Annotated in this window: 14 protein-coding genes; 10 read left to right on the top strand and 4 right to left on the bottom strand. The window is 72.2% G+C overall.

Features of this window, described 5'->3' with window-relative positions:
• Nucleotides 1-30: 30 nt before the first annotated feature.
• Both LV78_RS25810 and LV78_RS25805 read right to left on the bottom strand, forming a co-directional pair.
• Nucleotides 31-1,113: a DUF6801 domain-containing protein gene (locus tag LV78_RS25810; RefSeq protein ID WP_253848208.1), complete on the bottom strand. Its 1,083-nt coding sequence runs from the start codon at nucleotides 1,111-1,113 to the stop codon at nucleotides 31-33.
• A gap of 76 nt (nucleotides 1,114-1,189) precedes the next feature.
• Nucleotides 1,190-2,455 (bottom strand): DUF6801 domain-containing protein, encoded by a 1,266-nt coding sequence (locus LV78_RS25805; protein WP_253848207.1) that lies wholly within the window; start codon nucleotides 2,453-2,455, stop codon nucleotides 1,190-1,192.
• Between the two features lie 242 nt (nucleotides 2,456-2,697).
• Between LV78_RS25805 and LV78_RS25800 the strand changes: the two genes are divergently transcribed.
• From LV78_RS25800 to LV78_RS25760, 9 genes are all read left to right on the top strand, one after another.
• Complete coding sequence (locus tag LV78_RS25800) at nucleotides 2,698-3,339, top strand: hypothetical protein (RefSeq protein WP_253848206.1); 642 nt, start codon at nucleotides 2,698-2,700, stop codon at nucleotides 3,337-3,339.
• Nucleotides 3,340-3,462: 123 nt separating this feature from the next.
• Nucleotides 3,463-4,542 carry an MCE family protein gene (locus LV78_RS25795; protein WP_253848205.1) on the top strand — a complete coding sequence of 360 codons (1,080 nt, stop codon included), beginning with the start codon at nucleotides 3,463-3,465 and terminating at the stop codon, nucleotides 4,540-4,542.
• On the top strand, nucleotides 4,542-5,570 hold the full coding sequence (locus LV78_RS25790) for an MCE family protein (RefSeq protein WP_253848204.1): 1,029 nt from the start codon (nucleotides 4,542-4,544) through the stop codon (nucleotides 5,568-5,570). Before LV78_RS25795 ends, LV78_RS25790 begins: the two co-directional genes overlap by 1 nt.
• Nucleotides 5,567-6,532 (top strand): MCE family protein, encoded by a 966-nt coding sequence (locus LV78_RS25785; RefSeq protein WP_253848203.1) that lies wholly within the window; start codon nucleotides 5,567-5,569, stop codon nucleotides 6,530-6,532. The genes LV78_RS25790 and LV78_RS25785 overlap by 4 nt, the downstream gene beginning before the upstream one ends.
• The gene (locus tag LV78_RS25780) at nucleotides 6,532-7,536 is read left to right on the top strand and encodes an MCE family protein (RefSeq protein ID WP_253848202.1); all 1,005 of its coding nucleotides are present in this window, start codon (nucleotides 6,532-6,534) and stop codon (nucleotides 7,534-7,536) included. Before LV78_RS25785 ends, LV78_RS25780 begins: the two co-directional genes overlap by 1 nt.
• Nucleotides 7,533-8,510, top strand: a complete 978-nt coding sequence (locus tag LV78_RS25775) for an MCE family protein (RefSeq protein WP_308208753.1) — start codon at nucleotides 7,533-7,535, stop codon at nucleotides 8,508-8,510. The genes LV78_RS25780 and LV78_RS25775 overlap by 4 nt, the downstream gene beginning before the upstream one ends.
• A gap of 5 nt (nucleotides 8,511-8,515) precedes the next feature.
• Entirely contained in the window at nucleotides 8,516-9,550 is a 1,035-nt protein-coding gene (locus tag LV78_RS25770) for an MCE family protein (RefSeq protein WP_253848201.1), read from the top strand.
• A gap of 103 nt (nucleotides 9,551-9,653) precedes the next feature.
• Nucleotides 9,654-10,193 carry an immune inhibitor A gene (locus tag LV78_RS25765; protein WP_253848200.1) on the top strand — a complete coding sequence of 180 codons (540 nt, stop codon included), beginning with the start codon at nucleotides 9,654-9,656 and terminating at the stop codon, nucleotides 10,191-10,193.
• A gap of 233 nt (nucleotides 10,194-10,426) precedes the next feature.
• A complete protein-coding gene (locus LV78_RS25760; RefSeq protein WP_253848199.1) occupies nucleotides 10,427-11,314 on the top strand; it encodes an aminoglycoside phosphotransferase family protein in 888 nt (295 codons plus the stop codon).
• Nucleotides 11,315-11,366: 52 nt separating this feature from the next.
• Here the strand turns inward: LV78_RS25760 and LV78_RS25755 are convergent, their stop codons facing one another.
• Both LV78_RS25755 and LV78_RS25750 read right to left on the bottom strand, forming a co-directional pair.
• On the bottom strand, nucleotides 11,367-11,735 hold the full coding sequence (locus LV78_RS25755; RefSeq protein WP_253848198.1) for a YchJ family protein: 369 nt from the start codon (nucleotides 11,733-11,735) through the stop codon (nucleotides 11,367-11,369).
• 71 nt (nucleotides 11,736-11,806) lie between these two features.
• A complete protein-coding gene (locus tag LV78_RS25750) occupies nucleotides 11,807-13,201 on the bottom strand; it encodes a glycoside hydrolase family 6 protein (RefSeq protein ID WP_253848197.1) in 1,395 nt (464 codons plus the stop codon).
• 2,003 nt (nucleotides 13,202-15,204) lie between these two features.
• On the opposite strand from LV78_RS25750, the gene LV78_RS25745 reads away from it, so the two are divergent.
• The gene (locus LV78_RS25745) at nucleotides 15,205-18,129 is read left to right on the top strand and encodes a glycoside hydrolase family 48 protein (protein ID WP_253848196.1); all 2,925 of its coding nucleotides are present in this window, start codon (nucleotides 15,205-15,207) and stop codon (nucleotides 18,127-18,129) included.
• The last annotated feature ends 195 nt before the right edge of the window (nucleotides 18,130-18,324 follow it).

The following is an 18,324-nucleotide window of genomic DNA, read 5'->3' as shown; positions in this document are numbered from 1 at the left end:
TCGGTCGTGCCGGGGTCGGTCGTGCTCGGGTCAGCCGCGTCGCCTGCCGCGCTTGAGCAGCAGCAGCGCCACCGCGCCCACCAGCACCAGCGAACCGCCCAGCACCAGCGGTCCGACGATCGGCGAGCCCGTGTAGGCCAGCTTCCCCGACTGCGGCGGTGCGGCGGGGGGCTGGGGCGCGGGCGGGAGCGCCGTGGTGGTCGTGGTGGGCGGGACCGTCGTGGTCGTGGTCGTCGGCGCGGTGGTCGTCGTGCTCGCGCCGGTCGTGGTGGTGCGCGAGGACGTCGTGGTCGTGGGGACCGTGGTCGTCGTGCTCGTGGTGGTCGTGGTCGGGTCCGTCGTCGTCGTCGTCGTCGTCGTCGTCGTGGTCGTGGTCGTGGTCGTCGTCGTGCTCGACTCGTCCGTCGTGGTGGTGTCGTCCGTGGTCGTGGTCGTCTCACCGGTCGTCGTCGTGGTCGTGCCGGTGGTGGTCGTCGTCTCGTCGGTGGTGGTCGTGGTGGTGGTCGTCGTGGGCTCGGCGCTCACGGTGAACCGGTGCAGCAGCGTGTCCTGTCCCGGCTTCAAGGTGCAGGGCGAGGTGAACGTCCCCAGCCCGGTCTCCCCGCCCTCCGCGTTGCGCGGCGTCAGCGTGGTCTCGAAGTTCCCCACGCTGATCGTGGTCTCCCCGGCCGCGCCGAGCAGCACCGGCGGCGTCGTCCCGGTCGCGACCGCGTCGAACTCGCCCGACACCGGCACGTCCGTGCGCGCCACCACCAGCGCGGGCTCGATGTCGTGCACCTGCCCCGCGTTGTCCACCCGCGTGGTGGCCTTCGCGGTCCCCTCGACCGTGACCGCGCCGACCAGCGACAGGCCCTGCGTGGCCAGGTCCGGCACCGTCGCCACCGCCGTCACCCGCGACGTCGGCAGCTCGTCGCCGACCCGCGCCGCGTCGGGCAGGTCCTCCACGGTGATCCGCACGCTCATGTCCTGCTCGCCGATCAGCGGGAACGGGCAGTTGTAGACGAGGGTGATGGAGGCGGTGGCCGCGCTGCCGGTCCCCGCCGCGAACAGGGCGGAACCGGCGAGCACCAGCGCGCTCATGCCTGAAGCCGCCATCCGGTTGCTGGTTCTCATCTGCGCTCCGGGAACTAGGCTGCCCCGGCGGGCCCGCTTCGAGCAGCGGGTCCGCCGGGGCGCGGGGGTGGTGGTCTCACGCGCGGGCGATGTCCAGCGCGAGGGTGTTGCCTTCGCCGGGGATGGTGCCGTTCACGATCGCCGTCGCCAGGCCGCAGCCCGAGAACGGCGCGATCCGGTACTCCCCGCTGAGCGGACCGCCGAGCAGCGGGTCGAAGCCGGGGCCCGACGACAGGACCACCGTGCTCGGCTCCGTCGTCGTGCAGTTGAGCAGCGGGCCGCCGACCACCGGGATGCCCAGCACGCGCACGTCGGTGAGCTTGATGTCCACCTTCGTGGTCGCGGTGACCGCGCCCTCGGAGATCACGCCCGTGGTGGGGCCGCGCGGGATGAGCCGCACGGTCGCCTTCGCGGGCAGGAACCCGAACAGGGAGAACTCGCCCTTCGCGTCCGGCAGCGCCAGCTCGCCGGTGAACGTGCCGGTGGCCAGGTCGACGTCGGCGCCCAGGGTGCCGGGACCCAGCGGGAGGCTGGAGCCCAGCTTCTTGATCGAGGACGCGCCGGTGACGCCGAAGTCCAGGCGCAGCGGCGGGAGCGGGTCGTCCTGAGCGGCCTCAGGAGCGGTGGGGGACTGCGCGTGGAACGCCGGTCTGGCAGGCTCCTCGTCGGAGTCCGAGGAGGACCCCTTCGAGACGGCGGGGGCCTCCCGCTGGGCGACCTGGACACCGGCCGCGCTGACCTGGAACCGGTGCAGCTCGGTCTGCTGCCCGGCCTTGAGCGTGCAGTTGGACGTGAACGTGCCCAGGCCCGTCAGGCTGCCGTCGGCCTTGCGCGGGGTGAGCGTGGTGCTGAAGTTGCCGACCGTGATGATCGTGGTGCCCGTGTTGGAGAAGGTCACGGGCGGGGTGGAGCCGGTCGCGGTGGTGTTGAACGAGCCGGACGTGGGCACGGCCGTGCTCGGGATGGTCATGTTCGCGACCACGCCCTGGGTGGCGCCCGCGTTGTTGATGCTGGTGTTCGCGATCGCGGTGCCCTGCACGGTCTTCGCGCCGACCAGGGACAGGCCCAGGGTGGCGGTCGCCGGGACCGTGGCGACGGCGGTGACGTTGGTGGCGGGCGTCGGCTGGCCCACCACGGCGGAGTCGGGCAGGTTCGTCGTGGTGATCTTCACGCTCATGTCCTGAGCGCCGATCAGCGGGAACGGGCAGTTGTAGACCAGGGTGAGCGTGGCGGTGGCGGCCAGGCCCGTCCCCGCGCCCGCGAAGGCCACGGAGCCCGCGACGGCGACCCCGGCCGCGAGCCCGCCGACGACCCGTCGTGCGGTGGAGCTCTGCTTCAGCATGTGCGTCTCCTCGTTGAGACTGTTCGCCGGAAACGTGTTCCGCGCGTTCGAGCACGCTTGCCTACTCGTCGGTAAAGTAGCTGTGAGCGGAACCTCCGGCAAGGACGTGCCGCGCGTTCCGGGCGGGTGCCCACCGGTTCGGCGGAAACCGGTCGGGGAATTTGTCACCTGGGTGACAAACAACCGGTTCCGCGTGCTTCCCGCGTTGTCCGGGACTTGTTCCGGGGGCTAGTTTCGGGCGCGTGGCAGCCCACCGAGCGTCCCGCGCCCTGGCCGTCCTGCTGCTCCTCCCGGCGCTCGCGCTGGCCCCCTCGGCGGCGGGCGCGCCCGCCCCTGAGCCGCCCCCCGACCCCGCGCCGCCGTCGGCCTCGGCCGGGATCGTGGTCAACTACCGGGTGGACGGGACCAACCGGGTGGCGAAGTTCGGCTCCGACCTGACCATCGGGCCCGGCTCGCTCAGCGCCGAGATCGACCTGCTCGCGGGCAGCATCACCGGGCAGCTCGAACTGCCGCCCAGCGACGGCTACTTCCTGTCGTTCGGCTTCGTGCCCACCACGTCCAGGGTGGATTTGATCCCGGTGAACCCGGTCCGGGGGACCATCAAGGAGGGGCAGGTCACCGCCACCGCGCTGATCACGATCCGGTTGGGCGACGTGGTCGTCGGCGGGCAGCCGCTGGACGTGGGCCCGGACTGCCGGACGGCGGAACCGGCGGTGCTGGAGCTGTCCGGCCCGTTCGACCTGACCGCGATCCCGATGGAGGCGGTGTTCACCATCCCGCCGTTCACCGGCTGCCAGGGCGCCGAGCGGTTGGACCCGCTGCTCACCGGACTGGTGTCCGGGCCGGGGAACGGGGTGGAACTGACGCTGACGGCGAAGCTGTGAGCCGTTTTTTGTCACCGGGGTGACAAAGTTCGGCGATTCCTTGTGCCTGCGCCGTACCCGTCAGTAACGTCGCCCGGACAATCCGGCCACGGCATCGCCCCGAGAGTTCCGGGAGAAACGCCCATGCGGAGCAGGCAGCGCTTGGCGGGATTGCTCTTCGCGGTGCTGCTGCTCGGTGTGTGCGCGCTTTCCACCGCCGTCTACCTCGGCGCCTTCCGGGACGAGGTCCCGGTCCTGCTGCGCACCGACCGGGTGGGCAACCAGCTCCAGGTGGACTCCGAGGTGAAGCTGCTCGGCGTCCCGATCGGCCGGGTGCGCGCGGTGCGGGCCACCGGGGGCGGCGCCGAGGTCGAGCTGGCGATCGACCCCGGTCAGGTCGGGCTCGTGCCCGGCAACACCACGGCCCGGTTGCTGCCCAAGACGCTGTTCGGCGAGCGGTACGTGAGCCTGGAGGCGCCCGCGCGGCCGAGCGGGGCGCTGGCGGCCGGGGACGTCATCGACCAGGACCGCAGCGCCGCGGCCGTGGAGCTGGAGCGGGTGCTGGCGGACCTGATGCCCACGCTGCAAGCCGTCCGCCCGGACAAGCTGTCCGCCGCGCTCACCTCGATCGCGAAAGCCCTGCGCGGTCGGGGTGAGGACCTCGGGGACACCGTGGTGAAGCTCGACGAGCACCTGCGGGCGTTCAACCCCGACCTGCCCGTGCTGACCGAGGACCTGGACCGGCTGGCGGGGGTGGCCGACGTGTACGCGGGCGCGGGCGACGACCTGGTGTCCGCGCTGGCCGACGCCACCACGACCAGCCGCACCCTCGCCCGCCAGCGCGCGGACCTGGCCGCGCTGCACCGGAACCTGACCACGGCGGCCGACGACCTCACCGCGTTCGTCTCCGCCAACTCGGGCAACCTGGTGGCGCTCGCGGGAACCGCCCGGCCCACCCTGGAGCTGCTGGCCGAGCACGCCCCGAGCTACCGCTGCGTCCTGCGGGCCGTGGACGGGCTCCGGCCCGCCGTCGACCGGGCGCTGGGCGAGGGCACCGACCAACCGGGGCTGCACGGGGAGCTGGTGGTGGTGCCCGGCCGGGCGGAACCCGCGCCGGGGCCGGACGCGCCGGGCCACCCCTGCCCGCAGGGGCCCGCGAACGCGGTCGCGCCCGGCGACGTGCCGGACTGGGCCGGTCTGCTGCTCGGCACGGGGGCGCGCTGATGCGCCGCGGCGTGGACGGCCTGGTCGGGCCGCTGGTCAAGTTCGCGGTGTTCGTCGTCGTCACCATCGCGGCCACCGCGTTCCTCGCCGCCACCATCACCGGCGTCGACCTCGGGCCGGGCGCGGGCTACACCGCCCGCTTCACCGACGTCACCGCGCTCGCCGAGGGCGACGAGGTCCGCATGTCCGGCGTGCGGATCGGGCAGGTCGAGTCGATGGCGCTGGTCGACGACGAGCTGGTCGACGTCCGCTTCTCGGTCGAGCGCGGCCGGTCGCTGTCCGCCGAGGTCACCGCCACCGTCAAGTACCGCAACCTGGTCGGCCAGCGCTACGTCTCGCTCGACCAGCCCGCAGGGCGGATCGGCGAGCGGCTGCCCGAGGGCGGGCTCATCCCGGTCGAGCGCACCGCGCCCGCGCTCGACCTCACCACCCTGTTCAACGGGTTCCGCCCGCTCTTCCAAGCGCTCGACCCCGAGGACGTCAACCGCCTGTCGCTCCAGATCATCCAGGTGCTGCAAGGGGAAGGCGGCACGATCGAGAGCCTGCTCGCCCACACCGCCTCCCTCACCTCCGCCCTCGCCGCCAAGGACCGGGTGATCGGCGAGGTGGTCGACAACCTCAACACCGTGCTCCAGACGGTGAACTCGCGCGGCGACAAGTTCTCCTCGCTCATCGCCGCCCTGCGCGCCCTGGTGTCCGGGTTCGCCGCCGACCGGGAGAGCGTCGGCACGGCCGTCGACGGCATCGGCGCGCTCGCCGACAGCACCGCCCGGCTGCTGGAGCAGGGCAGGCAACCGCTCAAGGACGACGTCGACCGGCTCGGCCTGCTCGCCGGGAACCTCGCCGACGCGCCCGAGCTGGAGCCGTTCGTGCGCACCCTGCCGGTGAAGTTCGAGGCCATCGGGCGCACCGCCTCCTACGGCTCGTGGCTCAACTTCTACCTGTGCCTGGCGAAGTCCGACGCGCCGCCCGCGCCCGGCGGCGGGGCCGTCGGCATCCCCCTCACCGAAGCGAGGTGCCGCCGATGACCCGCAGACCGGCGCTGATCGGGGCCTTCGGGCTCGTCGCGCTCGTCGCCGCCGTCGCCCTCGCGCTCGGCCTGGACGCCGTCCCGCTGACCGCAGGGACCCGCTACCGCGCCGAGTTCGCCGAGGCCGCCGGGCTCGAACCCGACGACGAGGTCCGGGTGTCCGGCCTCAAGGTCGGCGAGGTGACCCGCGTGCGGCTCGCGGGCGACCGGGTGCTGGTGGAGTTCCGGGTGCGCGGGGTGTCCGTCGGCGACCGCAGCACCGCCGACATCCGCATCAAAACGCTGCTGGGGCAGAAGTTCCTCGCGCTCGACACCGCGGGCCGCGACCCGCTCGACCCGGACACGCCCATCCCGCTGGAGCGCACCACCTCGCCCTACGACGTGGTCGACGCGTTCAACGGCCTCGCGGGCACCCTCGGCGGCCTGGACGCCGAGCAGCTCGCGGAGAGCTTCCGGGTCCTGTCCGACTCGTTCCGGGACACCCCCGAGCACGTTCGCGGCGCGCTGGACGGCCTGACCTCGTTGTCCCGCACCATCTCCACCCGCGACCGCGAGCTGCGCACCCTGCTGGACGGGACCGAGAAGGTCAGCGGCGCGCTCGCCGAGCGGGCCGACGACGTCACCGCTATCGTCGAGGACGGCAACCGGCTGCTGGCCGAGATCAACCGCCGCCGCGCCGCCATCAGCGGCCTGCTCGACGGGGCCCGCGAGCTCTCCCGTCAGCTGAGCGGGCTGGTGGCGGACAACGAGGAGCGGTTGCGGCCCGCGCTGGAGCAGGTCGAGCGGGTCACCGACCTGCTGCGCCGCGAGCAGGCCTCGTTCGAGCGCGGCCTGTCACTGGCCGGGCCGTACTACCGGCTGCTGTCCGACGCCACCGGCACCGGGCCGTGGGTCGACACCTACGTGTGCGGCCTCGTGGTCAGCACCGAGCGGCGCGACTGCCCCACCGGGGGGCGCTGATGTTCCGGAGCCTGGCGCAGCGGCGGCGGTACGTGCTCACCGCGCAGGTCATGGCGCTGGTGCTGCTGGTCGCGACCGCCGTGTGGTGGGTCTTCCTGCAACCGCAGGGAATCCGGTTCACCGCGCGCTTCGCGTCCGCCGTCGGCGTCTACCCGGAGTCGGACGTGCGGGTGCTCGGCGTCCGGGTGGGCCGGGTCCTCTCCGTCGTGCCGGAACGGGATTCGGTGCGGGTCGAGGTGGAGCTCGACCACGGGGTCGACGTGCCCGCCGACGTCAGGGCCGCCGTGGTCGCGCCGTCCGTCGTCGCCGACCGCTACCTCCAGCTCGCCCCCGCCCACACCGGCGGCGACCGGCTGGTCGCGGGCGCCGTGGTGCCGCTGGAGCGCACCGCCGCGAGCGTCGAGCTGGACCAGCTGTACGGGAGCCTGGAACGGCTGCTCGACGCGCTCGGCCCGGACGGCGCCAACCGCGAGGGCGCGCTGTCCGACCTGCTCGGCACCGGCGCCGCCGCGCTCGACGGGAACGGCGCGAAGCTCGGGGAAGCGGTGCGGGAGCTGGCGTCCGCCACCCGCGTGCTCTCCGGGTCGCGCGACGACCTGTTCGGCGCCGTCGACCACCTGAAGACGTTCACCGGGGCGCTCGCGTCGGTGGACGAGCAGGTCGGGCTGCTGGCCGGTCAGCTGTCCGACGTCGCCGGGTTCTTCGCCGCCGAGCGCGGCGACCTGGAGGCGCTGCTCGGCGAGCTGGCTGCCGCGCTGGAGGCGGTGCGCGGCTTCGTCGGCGACAACCGGGGGCGGCTCAAGTCCACTGTGGACGATCTGGCCGAGCTGACCGGCGTGCTGGCCGCGCAGCGCGGGTCGCTGGACGAGGCGATCCGCTCCGCGCCCCGCGCGCTGCACAACGTGATCGACGCCTACGACCCGCGGACGGGGCGGCTGACCGTGCGGGCCAACCTGAACGAGTTCGTGTCCGACCTGCTCAGCGTGCCGGGAGGACCGAGGTGAGGGCGCTGCGGTGGACCGCGCTCGTGGCCGTGCTGGTGCTGCTCGCCGGGTGCTCCGGGATGCCCAGCGCCTACGACCTGCCGCTGCCCGGCGGCGCCGACGTGGGCGAGCGGCCGTACCGGGTGACCGTCGAGTTCGACGACGTGCTCGACCTGGTGCCGCAGGCCGCCGTGAAGGTCGCCGACGTGCCGGTCGGGCGGGTGGAGGAGGTCGGGCTGTCCGAGGACGGCTCGGTCGCGCTGGTGCGGCTGCTGGTGAACGGGGACGTGCGGCTGCCCGCCGACGCCAGGGGGTTGCTGCGGCAGTCCTCGCTGCTGGGGGAGAAGTACGTGGAGCTCGCCCCCGGTGAGAGCGGTTCCACGGGGGGACCGCTGGTGGACGGCGCGGTCGTGCCGGTGGCGCGCACCAACCGCAACCCCGAGGTGGAGGAGGTGCTCGGCGCGCTGTCCATGCTGCTCAACGGCGGCGGCATCGGGCAGGTCCAGGACATCTCCCGCGAGCTGTCCGCCGCCTTCGACGGCAACACCGAGCAGGCCCGCTCGCTGCTGTCCACAGTGGACGAGTTCGTGCGGCGGCTGGACGAGCGGCGCGACGACATCACGCGGGCCGTCGACGGGCTCGCCCGGCTGTCCGCCGTGCTGGAGGACCAGAAGCCCGGCATCGCCGAGGTGCTGGACGGGCTGGAACCGGGGCTGCGGGTGCTGGAGGAGCAGCGCGGGCAGCTCGTCGGGCTGCTCGGGGCGCTCGACCGGCTCTCCGGGGTCGCCGTCGACACCGTCGAGCGCTCGCGCGACGACCTCGTCGCAGACCTCAAGGCGCTCGAACCGGTGCTGCGCGAACTCGTCGCGGCGGGCCAGGACCTGCCCCGGTCGCTGGAGCTGCTGCTCACGTTCCCGTTCACCGACGCGGTGCTCGACGGCGTCAAGGGCGACTACCTCAACACCTACCTGGAGCTGAAGGGCGGTCCGAGGTGAGCGGGGTGCGGCTGAAGATCGCGCTGTTCGCGGTGATCGCCCTGCTGGGCACCGGGTTCACCGGCGCGCGCTACGCCGGGCTCGTGCCCGGAGACGAGTACGCCGTGCACGTGCGGCTGGCCAGGACCGGCGGGCTGTTCGCGGGCGGCGAGGTCACCTACCGGGGCGTGCGGGTCGGGCGGGTCGACCGGGTCCGGCTGGTCGACGGGGTGGTGCAGGCCGACCTGCTCATCGACGGCGGAGTCGCCATCCCGCGCGCCGCCCAGGCGGTCGTGACCAACCGGTCCGCCGTGGGGGAGCAGTACCTGGACTTCAAGCCCGGCAACGGTTCCGCGAGCGGCGACCTGGCCGAGGGCGAGGTCGTGCCGATCGACCGGACCGCGCTGCCGCCACCCGTGGAGGGCGTGCTGACCGAGCTGGACGACCTGGCCAGGTCCGTGCCGCAGGACGCGCTGCGCACCGTCGTCGACGAGCTGGACCTCGCGCTCCGCGACACCGGGCCCGACCTGGGGCTGCTGCTCGACGGCGTCCGCGACCTCACCGCCACCGCGAGCGAGCACCTGCCCCGGACCAGCGCGCTGCTGCGCGACGCCGGGACCGTGCTGGGCACCCAGCTCGACCAGGCCGCCGCCATCACCTCGTTCGCCGAGTCCGCCGCCCAGGTCGCCGCCTCGCTGGAGCGCGGGGACGCCGACCTGCGCCGCGTGATCAAGGCCGGTCCCGGCGTCGGCGAGCAGGTCGGCGGGCTGCTGCGGGAGAGCGGCGGCGGCCTCGGCGCCACCCTGGCCAACCTCGTCACCACCGCCGACGTCCTGCTGCGCAGGCGCGGGGACCTGGATCAGGTGCTGGTGTCGCTGCCGCGCGCCGTCGAGGTCGGGCAGTCGGTGTACTCCGGCGGCGGCGTCTCGCTCGGCCTGGCGCTCACCTTCTTCGAGCCGCCACCGTGCACGCAGGGCTACGAGGCGACCGCGCGGCGTGGCGCGCTCGACACCGGACCGGCCCCGTTCAACGCGACCGCCGCCTGCACCCTGCCGAGGTGAGCTTCCCCGTGAAGGGCAACCCTTCGGCCCTGTGAGATTGCTCCGAAAGCAGCAACGGGCTACACCTGTCGGAATTGTCGGCCTGGTCAACCATGATGATCACATGACCTACGAACCGTTCCCCGGCGGCGAAGGTGCCGTGGTGGGAATCGAATCCCTCACCCTGGACGGCACCAGGTACTACTTCGCCTTCAACTACCCCTCCGACTTCGTGCTGTCCCCGCTGATCGACGACGCGGAGACCATGGCGGCGTTCGCGGCCGAGCACTTCACCCAGACCGACGGGAAGCACGACGCCGCCTACTGGGCCGAGCTGGTCGAGATCGCCGACGAGGACTCGGGGCTCGCCGAGTTCGAGAACACGTTCTTCGAGAGCGAGGAGCTGGAGCGCGGCGAGACCACCTACCACCTGCGCTACCTGCTCGGCGCGGCCTGCGCGTGGGACGGCGCGATCCTGAAGGACGCCGAGGTGCTCGCCGCGCTCGACCGGCTCGGGCTCGGTCACGAGTGGGACGACCTCGACAAGTGCACGGAGCTCGACGGCGACGACGCCGAGTACGTGGTCGAGCGCTACTTCGACCACATCGCCGAACTGCTGCAGGGCAACTGGCGCACCGTCTTCGCCCCGCTGTTCGACCGCTGACGGCGGGCTGACGCGGGAGCTCGGCAACGCGGGGGCGGTCACGGGGAGGGGGCCGGGTGGGCGGGTTGGCTGGTCGCGCAGGTACCAGCCAACCTGATCTCACGACACCCCTCCGAACCCGGACCGCCCGTGCCCTGAAAACCTTGCCCGACAACGGGAATCGCGCCTCCCGGCCACCGGGGTCCGCCAAAACCGGTTGGCCGCGCGCGAACCGCCTTGCTAGCTTCGCGCGCATGTCGCTGCCCATCGCGGACACCGTGGCCCGGTTCGAGGCGCTCACCCCCGAGGAGCTGCTGCCCGGCGTCGCCGGACTCGCGCGGCGCCTCGGCCTGGACGCCGCGCCCGAGCGGTTCGCGTCCGGCTCGCTCCCGGTCTACTCGGTCGGTCGCGACCACGTGCTCAAGCTCTTCCCCGGCCCCTACCTGTCCGAGGTCGCGGTGGAGCGGGACGTCCTGGCCGCCGTGCACGGGAAGCTCCCGGTTCCCACGCCCGAAGTCCTCGGCTCGGGCGAGTTCCAGGGCTGGGGGTACGTCCACATGGGACGGTTGCGCGGCGACGAGGTCCACCTGCTGTGGCCGGGGCTGACCGCCGCCGAGCGGGTCGGCCTCGCCGGTCAGGTCGGCGAGTCGCTCGCGGCGCTGCACGAGCTCCCCTCGCCGGTCGCGGAACCCGCCGACTGGGCCGCGTTCACCGCCCGGCAGCGCGCGGGCTGCGTGGAGCGGCAGCGGGCGCGCGGGCTGGAGCCGCGCTGGGTCGAGCAGATCCCGGACTTCCTCGACTCCGTCGACCTCGGCGTCGAACCGCAGGTGCTCGCGCACACCGAGGTCATGGGCGCGCACCTGCTCGCGAGCGGTGGCCGCCTCACCGGGCTGTTCGACTTCGAACCCGCCATGCTCGCCGCGCGCGAGTACGAGTTCGTCGCCACCGGGGTCTTCCTCACCCGAGGCGACCGGGTCGCGAACCGGGCGCTGCACGCCGGGTACGGGCGCGAGGTCGACCCGCGCCGCGTCATGGCCTACGCGCTGCTGCACGTGTACTCGAACCTGCCCTGGTACCTCAGGGAAGTGCCGAGCGATGCGACCACGTTCGACGAGCTGGCGCAGGACTGGTTCGGCTGCTGACCGCCCGGTTCGGCGGCCAGGAACCACTCGGTTCGACGGCCCGGCCTGGTCGTCAGCCGAGCGCCTCGACGTAGGTCCACGCCCCGTCGACCCGGCGGAACGAGCTCCGCTCGTGCAGCTCCTCCCGGCCGCCTGACCACCGGTAGTGCGCCCGGAACTCGACCTCGCCCTCGGCGTCCAGCACGCCCCCGCCGGTCCACGACAGCACCTCCAGGTGCAGCCACTTCTGGTCCGGCTCCAGGTCCAGCTCCTCGGGGCGGGTGTCCGGGTGCCAGGTGCGCAGCAGGTAGTCGGGGTCGCCCACCGCGAACGCCGAGTAGCGCGAGCGCATCAGCGCGACGGCCGTCGGCGCGCGCTCGCCGCCGTGGTAGCGGGCGCAGCACTCGTCGTAGGGGGAACCGGAACCGCAGGGGCAGCGCATGGCACCAGTAAAGCGGCCACCCTCCCCGGCTGCCGCGCCGGGGAGGGTGGCCGGACTGGGGAACGCGCGGGTCAGGCGCAGGCCGTTCCGTTCAGCACGGGAGACGAGAACGGAGGCGTGCCGCCGCTGAAGCTCGCCGAGTAGCCGGTGGTCGCGGTTCCACCGGTGGCGAGCCCGCCGTTCCAGGACGCGCTGGTGACCCGGACCTGGTCGCCCAGGTCGGTCCACGTCCCGTTCCAGCCCTGGGAGACGGCCACTCCGGGGGCGGAGAACTCCAAGGTCCAGCTCTGGAGCGCCGGACCCCGGTTCTCGATCACCACCTCGCCGGTGTAGCCGCCCGACCACGAGCTGACCACCCGGTGCCGCACCACGCAGGCCGCGCCGTTCGGCGGGGGCGTGGTGGTGGTCGTGGTGACGCGCGTGGTCGTGGTGGTCGTGGTCGTCGTCGGGACGGGGCCCGCGGCCACCGCCATGTCGTACGCGCGCTGCGGCACGAACTGGCCCGCGCCCGCGATGCAGCCGTCCGCCTCGCCGGGGATCTTGACCCAGAGGAAGGCGTCGATCTGCGGGTCGCCGGTGTTCCTGGTGCTCGGGGTGCCGATGGCCCGGCCGGGCGGGTCGCACCACTCGCTGCCGAGCGGTCCGTTGCCGTTGCGGCTGGTGTCGACGACGGCCTTGAGCCTGCCGTCGCCGAGCGCGTTCAGGGTGGCCTTGGCGAACGCCACCTCGTCGGCGGTGCGGCGGTAGTTGGAGACGTTGGTCGCGATGCCGTCCGCGCTGGTGGAGATCTCCGCCGCGCGCAGGCGGTTCGCGGCCTCGGCCGGGGTCAGCCAGGCCGAGTGGCCGATGTCGAAGTAGACCTTCGCCTGGCTCGACGCGGCCTTGAGCGCCTTGCCCGCGTAGGCCATCGACGCGCGGGTCTCGGCCTGCTGGGACGCGCTCTGGCAGGTGCTCATGATCGGGAGCACGTCGGGTTCGAGGATGATCGCGGCCGGGCGTCCGGCCAGACCCGCCGCGAACTGGTCGACCCACTGGCGGTAGGCGCTGTGCGAGGGGGCGCCGCCGCCGCTGGCGCCGCCGCAGTCGCGGTTGGGGATGTTGTAGACCACCAGGATCGGGGTCTTGCCCGCCGACGAGGCCGCCGAGGTGTGGGCGTCCACCTCGGAGCGGATGGTCGAGGTGTTGGTCGTGGTGAACCACTTCGCCTGGGGGACCGAGGCGACGCGGTCGCGGATGACGGCAGCCCGGCTGTCGTTCGGGTTGGCCGCCACCCACCTGGCCGCGCTGGTCGCCGGGTCGGAGTAGAACTCCGAGTCCGCCGCCACCGCCGCGGGGGAAGCCGTCCCCGTGGCGATGGCGGTGGCCGCGGCGACCAGCGCGCTGGACAGCGCTCCCGCTGCCACCTTCCCGCGACGGGACTTCGACGGCGTGGCGCCGTTGCCGCGCGCCGTGGTCGTTGATCGCATGGTGTGGGTTCCTCTTCGCAGCGTCGTTGCTGGGACGGGGTTGTCACTCTGGGGCTGGGAGCGCTCCCAGGTGGCCGGGACTGTAACCGCCGGGAAACGACGTGGAAAAGGGTGCGGGGGTGGTCTTGCCTGACGGCGGTGGGGTGGAATCGCTCACGGTGCGTTGAGGGGGTGGGGTTTTGGGACGGGCGCTAGGGGTGAACGGGCTGGAATTGCTCACCGGCGGTGACCGATCGGTGGGCGTTCCTGGGGGTGGTGGGGCCGTTCCGGGTGGGACCCCGCGATCGTGCGGGTGGCAAGTGAAGTTGATGTTGCTTTTCCGTCGAATTGCGTCGAACGCGGCACTGTTTTCTGGGCCGAACGGGTGAGCGTTCGCCAACAGAAGTCGGGTTCACGGGAGTGAACGCGGCTTTTGCGAGGTTCTGAGGGTTGGCGGGTGGGGTTCCTGGTCATCGGCGCGCGGCGAGCGATTCCCTCTCCCGCGGTGGCCGGTATTCGGCGCAGCGGGCGACGCCGACCGGCGCACCACGCGGTGGACTGCGGGCGAAGTCGGTCAAGGCTTTGTGGTCGAACCCTCTTTTCAGGCTGTTTCGATGCCGTTACAGTCCGAACCTGGGAGCGCTCCCAGAGGCGTTCCACCCCCTCGCAGCCCCGGAGGAACCGCCATGCGACGACGCATGAACGGCCACCCGCGCGGAACCCGGCCGATCCAGGCCGAGCCACCGACGCGCCCGCCGAGCCATTCCGCGCGACCGGCGGACTCCGGACGATGAACTTCGGCACGGGCCGTTCTGCGCGCCCAGGCGACCCGTGCCGACCCCCAGCTCGCCGCCGGGCGAACGGGCCGTTCGCTCACCCGGCGCGCAGGCGGCGCGCAGGCGGCATGCAGGCGGCACGTAGGCGGCCCGCTTGCTCGATCACTCCAGCTGCTCACCAGGTGAGCGGCCCGACCACCGGACGAGCGGCCCGCCCGCCAGGTGGATGGTCCGGTCACCAGGTGAGCGGCCCGACTACCAGATGAATGGTCCGGTCACCAGATGAGCGGCCCGACCACTAGATGAATGGTCCGTTCACCTGGTGACTGGTCCGACCACTGTGCGAATGGTCCGTTCACCTGGTGACTGGTCCGACCACTGTGCGAAGGGTCCGTTCACCTGGTGACTGGTCCGACCACTGTGCGAACGGTCCGTTCACCTAGTGAACGGGCCAGTCACTTGGTGAACGGCCCGACCGTCAAGCGAACAGCTGGTCGCCTGGCAAAGGACCTGACCGTCAGGTGAACAGCTCAATCGCATGGTGAACGGTCCGTTCACCATGCGAACGGCCCGGCCGTTGGGTGAATGGTCCGGTCACCTGGTGAACGGTCCGATCACTGTGCGAACGGGTCGGCCACTAGGCGAATGGTCCAGCCGCTTGGTGGATGGTCCGATCGCTTGGTGGATGGTCCGGCTGCGTGGTGACTGGCCCGACCACTAGGTGAATGGGCCGATCACCTGGTGAATGGGCCGGTGATCTCGTTGATGGAGCTTGTCTGTCCGGGTGAGCGGTCCGTTCATCCGGAGCTGGTCTCGGCAGGTCGCCCCCGGCCCCCGATCGGGGGCGGCTGCGCCGTGGCCCGGTGAACCACCGGACTTCCGTGTGGTTCTCCACTGACGGGCGCGGCTCGGTGCACCGCCGACCCGGTGTGCCGAGTCGCGCCACCAGTTCAACCCGCCTCGCAGGGCGAGCTTCACAACCCAGTACTGCTGACCAGCCCCACCACCAGGCCCCATCTCAAGCCCCAATGCCCAGTCCGACCCCAAGCCTCATCGCTCAGTACCGCCGCCACCCCCAGGTCCGCCGCCAGTCTCAGTACCGCCGCCCCCCAGGTCCGCCGCCACCGCCGAGTCCCACCAAGCCCCACCGCCAAGCCCCCACCCAAAGCCCCACCGCCACCCCCAAGCCAGCCCACGCACCGCCCCAAGCCCGCGGGTCAACGGCTGATCCGCGCAGGAGGAGGACGCATGAGGTACCGCACCAGAGCGGGAAGGTCCCGGCCGCTCGCCCTGACCGCCGCTGCGGTCGTCGCAGCCGGGATCGCGCCCGTAGTGGTCGCGCCGGTCGCCAACGCCGCGGTGACCTGCACGGTCAACTACCAGGTCACCAACGAGTGGAACAACGGGTTCGGCGCGAGCGTCGCCGTCCGCAACCAGGGCGACGCCATCGCCAACTGGCGCCTCACGTGGACCTTCCCCAGCGGCCAGACCGTGCAGCAGGGCTGGAACGGCACGTTTACCCAGGCTGGCAGCAAGGTCACCGTCGCCGCGCCCACCTGGTCGCCCAACCTGCCCAGCGGCGGCGAGGTCACGGTCGGCTTCAACGGGACCAAGGGCGCCACCAACACCGCGCCCACGGACTTCGCCGTCAACGGCACCCCGTGCACCGGGCCGAACACCGCCCCGACGGTCAGCCTGACCTCGCCCGCCTCCGGCGCGTCCTACGTGACCGGCACGGCGATCCCGCTCGCCGCCACGGCCGCGGACTCCGACGGCACGGTCGCCAAGGTCGACTTCCTGGCCGACGGCGCCGTCGTGGCCACCGACACCTCCGCCCCGTTCCAGGGCTCCTGGACCGGCGCGGCCACCGGTGACCACACCATCACCGCCCGCGCCACGGACAACAAGGGCGCCACCGCCCTGTCCTCCCCGGTCGGCGTGAAGGTCCTCGCGGGGCAGGCGATCCTGGCCAGCCCCAACACGCTCAGCGTGAAGCAGGGCGCCACCGGCGCGTTCGGCGTCTCCCTGGCCACCGCGCCCAGCGGCCCGGTCACCGTCGCCGTCGCCCGCTCCTCCGGCAGCGCCGACCTCACGGCGGGCCCGGCGACGCTGACCTTCACCACCGCGAACTGGTCGACCAGGCAGAACGTCACGGTCACCTCCGCGAACAACGGCGGCGCGCTGGCCGAGGCCACGTTCACCGCCTCCGCCACCGGCATCACCTCGGCCTCGGTGGCGGTCAAGGAGATCTCACCGTCCACGACGGACTTCGACCAGGCGTTCCTCGACCAGTACGCCAAGATCCACGACCCGTCCAGCGGCTACTTCCGCGACTTCGGCGGCCTGAAGGTCCCCTACCACTCGGTGGAGACCCTGCTCGTCGAGGCCCCGGACCACGGCCACCAGACGACCTCCGAGGCGTTCAGCTACTACCTGTGGCTGGAGGCCAGCTACGCCCGCATCACCGGTGACTGGACCTCGTTCAAGTCCGCGTGGGCGTCGATGGAGAAGTTCGCCATCCCGGCCAAGGCCGACCAGCCCACCAACGACAAGTACAACCCCTCGAAGCCGGCCACCTACGCGCCGGAGAACCCGAGGATGGACCAGTACCCGGCGCAGCTCGACGCCAACATCCCCGTCGGCACGGACCCGATCGCGGCCGAGCTGAAGTCCGCGTACGGCACCGACGACATCTACGGGATGCACTGGCTGTTCGACGTCGACAACACCTACGGCTTCGGCCGCTGCGGCGACGGCACCGACACCGCGCCCGCGTACATCAACACCTACCAGCGCGGCTCGTCCGAGTCTGTGTGGGAGACCATCCCGCACTCCTCGTGCGACACGTTCAAGCACGGCGGCCCCAACGGCTTCCTGGACCTGTTCACCAAGGACGCCAGCTACGCCAAGCAGTGGAAGTACACCAACGCCCCCGACGCCGACGCGCGCGCGGTCCAGGTCGCGCTGCTGGCGCAGCAGTGGGCCACCTCGCAGGGCAAGGCGGGCGAGATCTCCGCGGAGATCGGCAAGGCCGCCAAGATGGGCGACTACCTGCGGTACGCCATGTTCGACAAGTACTTCAAGAAGATCGGCGGCTGCACCAGCCCGTCCTGCGCGCCCGGCACCGGCAAGGACGCCGCGCACTACCTGATGTCCTGGTACTACGCGTGGGGCGGCGCGACCGACACCTCCGCCGGGTGGGCCTGGCGGATCGGCGACGGCGCCTCGCACCAGGGCTACCAGAACCCGCTCGCGGCCTACGCCCTCTCGCAGGTCGCCTCGCTCAAGCCCAAGTCGGCCACCGGCCAGCAGGACTGGGCCAAGTCGCTGGACCGCCAGCTTGAGCTGCTGCAGTGGCTCCAGTCCTCGGACGGCGGCATCGCCGGTGGCGTCACGAACTCGTGGGAGGGCCACTACGGCGCGCCGCCCAGCGGCACCCCGACCTTCTACGGCATGTTCTACGACGCCCACCCGGTGTGGCGCGACCCGCCGTCGAACCGCTGGTTCGGCTTCCAGGCGTGGCAGATGGAGCGCACCGCCTCGCTCTACCAGATGACCGGTGACGCCCGCGCCAAGAAGATCCTCGACAAGTGGGTCCCCTGGGCGCTGGCCAACACCACCGTCGGCGCGAACGGCGCGTTCCAGATCCCGTCCGACATGAACTGGACCGGCGCGCCCGACACCTGGAACCCGAGCAACCCCAGCGGGAACTCGGGCCTGCGGGTGAGCGTGCTCAACCACAGCCAGGACGTCGGCATCGCCGCGTCGCTCGCCAAGACGCTGCTGAACTACGCGGCCAAGTCCGGCAACGCCGCCGCCCGCACCACCGGCGAGGGCCTGCTGACCGCGCTGCTGTCCCACCAGGACGACAAGGGCATCGCGACCCCCGAGTCCCGCGCGGACTACAACCGGTTCGACGACACCTACGACTCGGCCTCCGGGTCCGGCGTCTACGTGCCGCCGGGCTGGACCGGGAAGATGCCCAACGGCGACACCATCAACCAGAGCTCCACGTTCCTGTCGATCCGCTCGATGTACCGGGACGACCCCGACTGGCCCAAGGTGCAGGCTTACCTGAACGGTGGTTCCGCGCCGACCTTCGAGTACCACAGGTTCTGGGCGCAGGCCGAGATCGCCACCGCGTTCTCGCTGCACTCGGAGCTGTTCGGCTAACCGCACAACCGCAGGTCGAGAGCACCCCCCGCGCCGAACGAGCGCGGGGGGTGCCCGGCTTTCCCGGACATTCGTCGAACGCGTTCGAATCGAATGCGTCGACCGGAATTCGGGTGTTGACCACCGGTGAGCGCCGTGGCACATTTCTGACCACTTCACCCGCTGATGATCTGCCGGAAATGCCTGGCCGTTAAA

It is taken from the genome of Actinosynnema pretiosum, from assembly GCF_024171695.1.
In the GTDB taxonomy this organism is placed as follows: Bacteria; Actinomycetota; Actinomycetes; order Mycobacteriales; family Pseudonocardiaceae; genus Actinosynnema; species Actinosynnema pretiosum.
The sequence above is the reverse complement of the archived record's forward strand: the minus strand, read 5'-3'. Positions and strand labels throughout refer to the sequence as shown.

What these genes read in the sequence shown, in the direction of transcription:
- LV78_RS25810 (WP_253848208.1), bottom strand. Translation starts at nt 1,113, where the DNA reads ATGAGAACCAGCAACCGGATGGCGGCTTCAGGCATGAGCGCGCTGGTG.
- LV78_RS25805 (WP_253848207.1), bottom strand. Translation starts at nt 2,455, where the DNA reads ATGCTGAAGCAGAGCTCCACCGCACGACGGGTCGTCGGCGGGCTCGCG.
- LV78_RS25795 (WP_253848205.1), top strand. Translation starts at nt 3,463, where the DNA reads ATGCGGAGCAGGCAGCGCTTGGCGGGATTGCTCTTCGCGGTGCTGCTG.
- LV78_RS25790 (WP_253848204.1), top strand. Translation starts at nt 4,542, where the DNA reads ATGCGCCGCGGCGTGGACGGCCTGGTCGGGCCGCTGGTCAAGTTCGCG.
- LV78_RS25785 (WP_253848203.1), top strand. Translation starts at nt 5,567, where the DNA reads ATGACCCGCAGACCGGCGCTGATCGGGGCCTTCGGGCTCGTCGCGCTC.
- LV78_RS25780 (WP_253848202.1), top strand. Translation starts at nt 6,532, where the DNA reads ATGTTCCGGAGCCTGGCGCAGCGGCGGCGGTACGTGCTCACCGCGCAG.
- LV78_RS25765 (WP_253848200.1), top strand. Translation starts at nt 9,654, where the DNA reads ATGACCTACGAACCGTTCCCCGGCGGCGAAGGTGCCGTGGTGGGAATC.
- LV78_RS25760 (WP_253848199.1), top strand. Translation starts at nt 10,427, where the DNA reads ATGTCGCTGCCCATCGCGGACACCGTGGCCCGGTTCGAGGCGCTCACC.
- LV78_RS25755 (WP_253848198.1), bottom strand. Translation starts at nt 11,735, where the DNA reads ATGCGCTGCCCCTGCGGTTCCGGTTCCCCCTACGACGAGTGCTGCGCC.
- LV78_RS25750 (WP_253848197.1), bottom strand. Translation starts at nt 13,201, where the DNA reads ATGCGATCAACGACCACGGCGCGCGGCAACGGCGCCACGCCGTCGAAG.
- LV78_RS25745 (WP_253848196.1), top strand. Translation starts at nt 15,205, where the DNA reads ATGAGGTACCGCACCAGAGCGGGAAGGTCCCGGCCGCTCGCCCTGACC.